The following is an 8,833-nucleotide window of genomic DNA, read 5'->3' as shown; positions in this document are numbered from 1 at the left end:
GTCACTTCCGCGCGTGAGCGTCGGCTCCGCGCACTCACGCCCGGCCCTCGCAGAGGCGTCTCTCCATAGCCTGATCCGCAGCCGCCCCCCGACGTGGCCGCACGCGCGCATCATCCAGCGCATGGAGAGTCAGCACGGCTTCACGATCCAGCAGGGCCTCGAACGGGGGTACTCCGCAACCGAGCTGCGATCGATGGCCTTCACGAGGCCCGCTCGCGGCGCCCGCATCACGGCCGCTGTGGGTGATGAGGCGCAGGCGCTCCTCGAGGCGGTGCGCGTCCTTGCCCGCGACGACCACTTCTTCTGCCACACGACGGCGGGACGCATCCATGGCATGCCTCTGCCCGCTCGGCTCGAGAAGGAAGCCACCGTCCACATCGCCTCGCCGACCGACGGCTTCCGGATGCGGCGCAAGGGCGTCGTCGGTCACCGCCTCAAGTCCGAGGTGGTGGAGGTCGACGGGATGCGGGTAGAAGCGAGAGCGGACGCGTTCGTGCACCTCGCGACGATGCTCACCCTCGAGGAGCTGGTCGCGGTGGGGGACTGGTTGGTGTCGACGAAGCGACACGACCCGCTGACCGTCGAAGATCTGACGGATGCGCTGCGACGCTACAAGGGAGCGCGCGGCCTCCACTTGGCTCGCCGAGCGCTGGCACTCGTCCGTGTCGGAGCCGAGTCGCCGCGCGAGTCGCTGGTGCGGCTCCTGATCATGGGGGCGCTGCCGGAGCCGACGCTGCAGCACGAGGTGTTCGACGCGACCGGCCTGTTCGTCGCTCGGCTCGACGCGAGCTGGCCGCACCTCAAGCTCGCCGTGGAGTACGACGGCGAGCATCACGCCGACCCTGCTCAGCAGGAGCGAGACCGGATCCGGCGCGAGAAGCTGCGTGCGCTCGGCTGGCACGTCATCGTCGTGACGAAGGATGATCTGCAGGACGGGGGCGTCCGGATCCTGCAGCGCATCGTCGCCGCGTACGAGCGCTACACCTCCTGGAACGCGGCCTGACGGACCGCTCTCGGGCGGAAGTGACCGCTCGCCGGCGGGGGTGACCCCTCGGAGGCGGAAGTGACCGGTCGGAGGTGGAAGTGACCGGTCGGAGGCGCAAGTGACCGGTCGGAGGCGCAAGTGACCGCTCGCGGGCGGAAGTGACCGCTCGCGGGCGGAAGTGACCGCTCGGCTGGGGCGGGTCGCCGGGGCGGGCGGGTCAGCGGGTCTTGATGAAGTTCGTGATGCGGAGGGTCGAGGCTCGGCGGCCCTCGTCGTCGGTGCAGACGATCTCGTGCACGGTCATGGACCGCCCGAGATGGACGGCCGTGCACTCGGCCGTCACCCATCCGCTCGTGATCGAGCGCGTGTGGGTCGCGTTGATGTCGGTGCCGACGGCGTAGCGGCCCTCGCCCGCGTGGATGTTCGCGCTCACCGAGCCGAGCGTCTCGGCGATGACGCAGTAGGCACCGCCGTGCACGAAGCCCGCCGGCTGCCGGTTGCCCTCCGCGGGCATGCGCGCGATCGAGTGCTGGGCCGAGAGCTTGAGGAACTCGATCTGCATGCGCTCGGCGAGCTCCCCCCCCGGCCGCTGCTCGAGCCGCGCGAGCACCGCTCGCGTCGCCTCGTCGACCTCGTGCTCGATCGGCTCCTGGCTCACGCGCGCTCCTCGCTCGGCTGGGGTGTCGGCAGCCCCGGCTAGGCTGACTGCCGTGTCGGATCCGAAGCCTACCCTCATGGTCATCGACGGCCACTCCCTCGCGTTCCGGGCGTTCTTCGCCCTGCCGCTCGAGAACTTCGTCAACAGCGAAGGGCAGCACACGAACGCCATCCACGGCTTCCTGTCGATGCTGCTCAAGCTGCTGCAGGACCACCGGCCCACGCACCTCGCGGTCGCGTTCGACATCTCCCGGTTCTCGTTCCGCACCCGCGAGTACGCCGAGTACAAGGGCACGCGCGACGAGACGCCGAAGGAGTTCAAGGGCCAGGTGCCGCTGCTCGAGGAGGCGCTCCACGCGATGGGCGTGCGCACCCTCTCGAAGGAGGACTTCGAGGCCGACGACATCCTCGCGACCCTCTCGGTGCAGGGCGCGAAGGCCGGCATGGACGTCTACGTCGTCTCGGGCGACCGCGACACCATCCAGCTCGTCAACGACGACGTGACGCTGCTCTACCCCTCGGTGCGCGGCGTCTCCGAGCTCAAGCGCTACACGCCCGAGACGGTGCGCGAGCGCTACGGCATCGAGCCGGCGCAGTACCCAGAGATCGCCGCGCTCGTCGGCGAGTCGAGCGACAACCTCATCGGCATCGACAAGGTCGGCGAGAAGACCGCCGTCAAGTGGATCACGCAGTACGGCACGGTCGAGAACCTGCTCGCGCACGCCGACGAGATCAAGGGCGTCGTCGGCAACAACCTGCGCGAGCAGCGCGAGCGCGCCGAGCGCAACCGCCGCCTCAACCAGCTGCTCACCGACGTCGACCTTGGCGTCGAGATCGACGAGCTCGCGCGCGGGCAGGTCGACGAGGCGAAGCTGCGCGAGGTGTTCCAGCGGCTGCAGTTCCGCACGCTGCTCGATCGCGTGCTCAAGCAGGAGGGGAGCGGCGACTCCGTCGCCCCGCTCGAGCCCGAGGTGCAGGCGCCCGCGGTGCAGAAGCTCGTCGACGAGGAGCTCGACCTGTGGCTCTCGCGCGCGAAGGGCACGGTCGCCGTCTCGATCGCGCCCGACGGCGCCGGCGGCATCGCGGGCTTCGGCGTCGCGACCGAGGGCGCGAGCGCCTACGTGCCGTTCAAGGCCGGCACGGCCGACTACGACGGATTCGTCGAGTGGCTCGCGTCGGACGCCCCGAAGGCGCTCCACGACGTCAAGGCATCCATCAAGGTCCTCGAGCGCGCGGGGCTCCGCCTCGGCGGCGCCGCGCACGACACGCGCGTCGCCGCGTGGCTGCAGACGCCGACCGCGCCGCCCAAGACCTTCGAGCTCGACTGGCAGACCGAGGCGCTGCTCGGCGCGACACTCCCGGCGCCCGACCCCAACCAGCTCGTGCCCGAGGTCGAGCCCGAGCAGCTCGGCACCGTCGCGTGGCTCACGGGCGAGCTCTCGCGCGCCCAGCGCCCGCGCCTCGACCCGGGGACGCTCGGCGTGCTCGACGACATCGAGCTGCCGCTCATGCCGGTGCTCGTGCGCATGGAGCGTCAGGGCGTGCACATGGATCGCGACGTGCTCCAGCGCATCCTCGATGAGATGCGCGCGAAGGCGGCCGAGCACGCCGAGGCCGCCTACGCCGAGATCGGCCACGAGGTCAACCTCGGCAGCCCGAAGCAGCTGCAGGCGGTGCTGTTCGAAGAGCTCGACATGCCGAAGACGCGCGCGACGAAGACGGGCTACTCGACCGACGCGCAAGCGCTCGCCGACCTGCAGGAGACGAACCCGCACCCGTTCCTCGGCCTGCTGCTGCAGCACCGCGAGACGTCGAAGCTCGCGCAGATCATCGAGGGGCTGCTGCGCGCGATCCAGGACGACGGCCGCATCCGCACCCGCTACGACCAGACCGGCTCGGCCTCCGGTCGCCTGTCGTCGAACGACCCGAACCTGCAGAACATCCCGGTGCGCACGGAGGTGAGCCGCGAGATCCGCTCGGCGTTCGCGCACGGGCCCGAGTTCGAGACGATGCTCACCGCCGACTACTCGCAGATCGAGATGCGCATCATGGCGCACCTCTCGGGCGACGAGGGCCTCATCGAGGCATTCCTCTCGGGCGAGGATCTGCACCGCTTCGTCGGCAGCCGCATCTTCGGCGTCGACCCGAGCGAGGTCACGGCGCTGCAGCGCGTCAAGGTCAAGGCGATGAGCTACGGGCTCGCGTACGGGCTGAGCGCCTTCGGGCTCTCGAAGCAGCTGCGCATCTCGCAAGCCGAGGCGAAGCAGCTCATGCTCGACTACTTCCAGCGCTTCTGCGGCATCCGCGACTACCTCCGCGGCGTCGTGATGCAGGCGAAGGACGACGGCTACACGACCACGATCTTCGGCCGCCGCCGCCCGTTCCCCGACTTGACGTCGTCGAACCGCGTGCTGCGCGAGAACGCCGAGCGGCAGGCGCTCAACTCGCCCATCCAGGGCTCGGCCGCCGACATCATCAAGCGCGCGATGATCGCGATCGACCGCCGCATCGCCGACGAGGGGCTCGGCTCGCGCATGCTGCTGCAGGTGCACGACGAGCTCGTCTTCGAGGTCGCGACCGGCGAGCGCGAGGCGCTCGAGGCGATCGTCCGCGCCGAGATGGGCGGCGCGGCCGAGCTCTCGGTGCCGCTCGAGGTGCAGGTCGGCGTCGGCCCGAACTGGGACGCCGCCGCGCACTGAGCCGCGACCTCCGTGCCCGCCGGGCCCACCGCATCCGACCCCCAGGGGCCGACGCCTAGGCTGTCAGCATGAACGACTCCGCGCTCCGGTTCGGCCTCTTCGTCCCGCAGGGATGGCGCCTCGACCTCGTCGGCATCGAGCCCGCCGAGCAGTGGGGGCGGATGCTCGAGGTCGCGGAGCGCGCGGACGCCGGCCCGTGGGACTCGGTGTGGGTCTACGACCACTTCCACACCACGCCGCAGCCGACCGACGAGGCGACGCACGAGGCGTGGACGCTCATGGCCGCGCTCGCCGCGAGCACGAGCCGCGTGCGGCTCGGCCAGATGTGCACGTGCATGGGGTACCGGAACCCCGCCTACCTCGCGAAGGTCGCCGCGACCGTCGACGTCATCTCCGGCGGCCGGCTCGAGTTCGGCATCGGCGCCGGCTGGTACGAGCACGAGTGGCGCGCCTACGGCTACGGCTTCCCGGGCGTCGGCGACCGCATCTCGGCGCTCCGCGACGGCGTGCAGATCATCCAGCGGCTGTGGGCCGAGGGTCGCGCGACGCTCGAGTCGGAGTCGTTCTCGGTCGACGGCGCCATCTGCCGGCCGCAGCCGCTGCAGACCGGGCGCGACGGCCGTCCCCGCATCCCCACCTGGATCGCGGGCGGCGGCGAGCAGCGCACGCTCCGCTACGCGGCGAAGTGGGCGGATGCGACGAACTTCGGCGGCTCGCCCGAGCAGTTCGCGCGCAAGCGCGACGTGCTGCTGCGCCACCTCGAGAAGGAGGGGCGCGACCCCGCCGAGGTGCGGCTGACCTCCAACCTCAACATCGTCGTGCGCGAGAGCGAGGCTGAAGCGCGCCGCGTCGTCGACGAGGTCAACGCGCGCGCCGACTCGGCGCTGCCCGTCGAGCACGCGGGCACGGGCTTCTCGACGCGCGGCGCCGTCGTCGGCACGCCGCAGATGGTCGTCGACCACGTCGGGGCGCTCCGCGAAGCCGGCCTCGGCACGCTCATCGCCTACATGCCGGAGGTCGCGTTCGAGCAGGACGGCATCGAGCTCTTCGAGCGGGAGGTCATGACCGCCCTCCGCTGATGCGTAGGCTTGCGGCATGACTGACGAGAGAGTCGGCGCGACGTCGCGCCAGCAGACCGAGATCGACCGGATCGCGGAGGACTACGTCCACCGCGCCGCCGCCATGAACCCCGAGATCAACGTGTACGTGGGCCTCGAGGGCGACAAGGCCGGCTACGGCGACTACTCGCCGAGCGGCCGCGACGCCGACGCCGCGCTCGCGCGCGAGGTGCTCGCCGCGCTCCAGGCAGCCGAGCCCGTCGACGACGTCGACTGGGTGACGAAGACCGACCTCTCGCGCGAGCTGCAGCTCGAGCTCGACGTGCACGACTCCGGCTGGGGCGACCGCGACCTCAACAACCTCGCGAGCCCGGCCTCGGGCATCCGCGACATCTTCGACCTCATGTCGACCGGCAGCGAGGACGACTGGTCGACGATCGCGCAGCGCATGCACAACGTGCCCGCCGCGATCGACGGCTACATCGCCTCGCTTCGCAACGGCATCGCCACCGGCAACACGCCCGCGGCGCGCCAGATCGACAACGTGCTCGAGCAGTTCACCGACTACGCGCCTGGGAAGGGCTTCTTCCACGACTTCGCCGCCTCCGCGAAGGCGGGGGACCAGGAGCTGCCCGCCTCGCTCCGCGACGACCTCGCGAAGGCCGCAGGCGAGGCGACCGAGGCGCACGCGCGGTTCGCGGAGTTCCTGCGCACCGAGCTCGCCGCATCCGCCAACCCCGTCGACGCCGTCGGCCGCGACTTCTACTCGCTCATGTCGCGCCGGTTCCTCGGCGCCGCCGTCGACCTCGACGAGACCTACGCGTGGGGCATCGAGGAGCTCGACCGGATGCGCACCGAGCAGGAGGCGATCGCGAACGAGATCCTCCCGGGCGCGACCGTGCAGGAGGCGATCGCGCACCTCGACCAGGACGCGAGCCGCAAGCTCCACGGCACCGACGCGCTCAAGGCGTGGATGCAGGAGACGAGCGACCGCGCGATCGAGGAGCTCGGCCGCACCCACTTCGACATCGCCGAGCCCATCAAGGCGCTCGAGTGCATGATCGCGCCGACGCAGACCGGCGGCATCTACTACACCGGTCCCGCCGACGACTTCTCGCGGCCGGGGCGGATGTGGTGGTCGGTGCCCGAGGGCGTCACCGAGTTCGACACGTGGCGCGAGCTCACGACCGTGTACCACGAGGGTGTGCCGGGCCACCACCTGCAGATCGCGCAGGCGACGTTCAACCGCGCGCAGCTCAACCTGTGGCGCCGCGCGTTCGCCGGCACCTCCGGCCACGCCGAGGGCTGGGCGCTCTACGCGGAGCGGCTCATGGAGTCGCTCGGCTACCTCGACGACCCGGCCGACCGGCTCGGGATGCTCGACGGCCAGCGGATGCGCGCGGCGCGCGTCGTGCTCGACATCGGCGTGCATCTCGGCAAGCCGCGCCTCGACGGCACGGGGGAGTGGGACTTCGACTACGCCTTCGAGTTCATGAAGTCGAACGTCAACATGAACGAGCCGTTCGTGCGCTTCGAGGTCAACCGCTACTTCGGCTGGCCGGGCCAGGCGCCGTCCTACAAGATCGGCCAGCGCATCTTCGAGCAGATCCGGGATGCAGCGAAGGAGGCCGAGGGCGACGCGTTCGACCTCAAGCGCTTCCACACCCGAGTGCTCAACATCGGCGGCGTCGGCCTCGACACGCTGCGCGAGGCCGTGCTCCGCAGCTGAGTGCTGGAGCTCCGGTTGTCCGGGATGCCCATCCGCGTATAGGATTGTCGGGCCACTCGTGTGGCGCGCAATCAATCCGAACCGCTGGATGGGCATTCCCATGCCCGCAGCCCGACATCCCCCCATAAGGCACCTTGAACTCTATGACCACTGCAACGACCACGGCTCCCAAGCAGGTCGCTGTGAACGACATCGGCTCGGCCGATGACTTCATGGCCGCCGTTGAGAAGACCCTGAAGTTCTTCAACGACGGCGACCTCATCGAGGGCACCGTCGTCAAGATCGACCGCGACGAGGTCCTCCTTGACGTCGGCTACAAGACCGAGGGCGTCATCCCCTCGCGCGAGCTCTCCATCAAGCACGACGTCGACCCCTCCGAGGTCGTCGAGGTCGGCGACACCGTCGAGGCGCTCGTCCTCCAGAAGGAGGACAAGGAGGGTCGCCTGATCCTCTCGAAGAAGCGCGCGCAGTACGAGCGCGCCTGGGGCGATGTCGAGCGCATCAAGGACGAGGACGGCGTCGTCACCGGCACGGTCATCGAGGTGGTCAAGGGCGGCCTCATCGTCGACATCGGCCTCCGCGGCTTCCTGCCGGCCTCGCTCATCGAGCTGCGCCGCGTCCGCGACCTCACGCCGTACCTCGGCCAGGAGCTCGAGGCGAAGATCCTCGAACTCGACAAGAACCGCAACAACGTCGTGCTCTCGCGTCGTGCGCTGCTCGAGCAGACCCAGTCGGAGTCGCGCTCGAACTTCCTCAACAACCTCCACAAGGGCCAGGTCCGCAAGGGCACCGTCTCGTCGATCGTCAACTTCGGTGCGTTCGTCGACCTCGGTGGCGTCGACGGTCTCGTCCACGTCTCGGAGCTCTCGTGGAAGCACATCGAGCACGCGTCCGAGGTCGTCGAGGTCGGCCAGGAGGTCACCGTCGAGATCCTCGAGGTCGACCTGGACCGCGAGCGCGTCTCGCTGTCGCTGAAGGCGACCCAGGAGGACCCGTGGCAGGTCTTCGCCCGCACCCACGCGATCGGTCAGGTCGCTCCGGGCAAGGTCACCAAGCTCGTCCCGTTCGGTGCGTTCGTCCGCGTCGCCGATGGCATCGAGGGCCTCGTGCACATCTCCGAGCTCTCGGGCAAGCACGTCGAGCTCGCCGAGCAGGTCGTGTCGGTCGGTGAAGAGGTCTTCATCAAGATCATCGACATCGACCTCGAGCGTCGTCGCATCTCGCTGTCCCTCAAGCAGGCCAACGAGTCGGTCGACCCCAACGGCACCGAGTTCGACCCGGCGCTGTACGGCATGGTCACCGAGTACGACGAGAACGGCGAGTACAAGTACCCCGAGGGCTTCGACCCCGAGACCAACCAGTGGAAGGAAGGCTTCGACGAGGCCCGCCTCGCCTGGGAGGCCGAGTACGCCGCTGCCCAGGGTCGCTGGGAGGCTCACAAGGCTGCCGTCACCAAGGCCCTCGAGGCCGAGGCTGCGGCTCCCGCCGAGACCGGTGGCTCGAGCTTCTCGTCCGACGTCGCGAGCGGCGCCGGCACGCTGGCCGACGACGAGGCTCTCGCGGCTCTCCGCGAGAAGCTGTCCGGTCGCTGATCGACACACCACACGTCCGAGGGGTCGGAGCCGCAAGGCTCCGGCCCCTCGGCCGTTTCCGCCGCGGACAACGCCGTGGCGGGCCCGGACCGAGACCAGCTCGGGCGGTAACG

Annotated in this window: 6 protein-coding genes; 5 read left to right on the top strand and 1 reads right to left on the bottom strand. The window is 70.0% G+C overall.

What is annotated here, in order from left to right; translation table 11 throughout:
* Window positions 1–121 precede the first annotated feature (121 nt).
* Complete coding sequence (locus ACHFGS_RS03025) at window positions 122–1,003, top strand: endonuclease domain-containing protein (RefSeq protein ID WP_394289124.1); 882 nt, start codon at window positions 122–124, stop codon at window positions 1,001–1,003.
* A 199-nt stretch (window positions 1,004–1,202) separates the two neighbouring features.
* Here ACHFGS_RS03025 and ACHFGS_RS03020 read toward each other — a convergent pair whose 3' ends face one another.
* The gene (locus ACHFGS_RS03020; protein WP_394289123.1) at window positions 1,203–1,643 is read right to left on the bottom strand and encodes a PaaI family thioesterase; all 441 of its coding nucleotides are present in this window, start codon (window positions 1,641–1,643) and stop codon (window positions 1,203–1,205) included.
* 76 nt (window positions 1,644–1,719) lie between these two features.
* Between ACHFGS_RS03020 and polA the strand changes: the two genes are divergently transcribed.
* The 4 genes from polA (at window position 1,720) to rpsA (ending at window position 8,720) form a co-directional block, all read left to right on the top strand.
* Window positions 1,720–4,341: a DNA polymerase I gene (polA, locus tag ACHFGS_RS03015; protein ID WP_394289125.1), complete on the top strand. Its 2,622-nt coding sequence runs from the start codon at window positions 1,720–1,722 to the stop codon at window positions 4,339–4,341.
* Window positions 4,342–4,409: 68 nt separating this feature from the next.
* Complete coding sequence (locus ACHFGS_RS03010) at window positions 4,410–5,420, top strand: LLM class F420-dependent oxidoreductase (RefSeq protein ID WP_394289122.1); 1,011 nt, start codon at window positions 4,410–4,412, stop codon at window positions 5,418–5,420.
* Window positions 5,421–5,436: 16 nt separating this feature from the next.
* A complete protein-coding gene (locus ACHFGS_RS03005; RefSeq protein WP_394289121.1) occupies window positions 5,437–7,128 on the top strand; it encodes a DUF885 domain-containing protein in 1,692 nt (563 codons plus the stop codon).
* Between the two features lie 143 nt (window positions 7,129–7,271).
* Window positions 7,272–8,720, top strand: coding sequence for a 30S ribosomal protein S1 (gene rpsA, locus ACHFGS_RS03000; RefSeq protein WP_394279666.1), 1,449 nt, complete (start codon window positions 7,272–7,274; stop codon window positions 8,718–8,720).
* Window positions 8,721–8,833 lie beyond the last annotated feature (113 nt).

The organism is Microbacterium sp. (genome assembly GCF_043427715.1).
Lineage (GTDB): Bacteria > Actinomycetota > Actinomycetes > Actinomycetales > Microbacteriaceae > Microbacterium.
The sequence above is the reverse complement of the archived record's forward strand: the minus strand, read 5'-3'. Positions and strand labels throughout refer to the sequence as shown.

Coding starts and splice junctions, on each gene's coding strand:
- ACHFGS_RS03025 (WP_394289124.1), top strand. CDS start 122: ATGGAGAGTCAGCACGGCTTCACGATCCAGCAGGGCCTCGAACGGGGG.
- polA (WP_394289125.1), top strand. CDS start 1,720: ATGGTCATCGACGGCCACTCCCTCGCGTTCCGGGCGTTCTTCGCCCTG.
- ACHFGS_RS03010 (WP_394289122.1), top strand. CDS start 4,410: ATGAACGACTCCGCGCTCCGGTTCGGCCTCTTCGTCCCGCAGGGATGG.
- ACHFGS_RS03005 (WP_394289121.1), top strand. CDS start 5,437: ATGACTGACGAGAGAGTCGGCGCGACGTCGCGCCAGCAGACCGAGATC.
- rpsA (WP_394279666.1), top strand. CDS start 7,272: ATGACCACTGCAACGACCACGGCTCCCAAGCAGGTCGCTGTGAACGAC.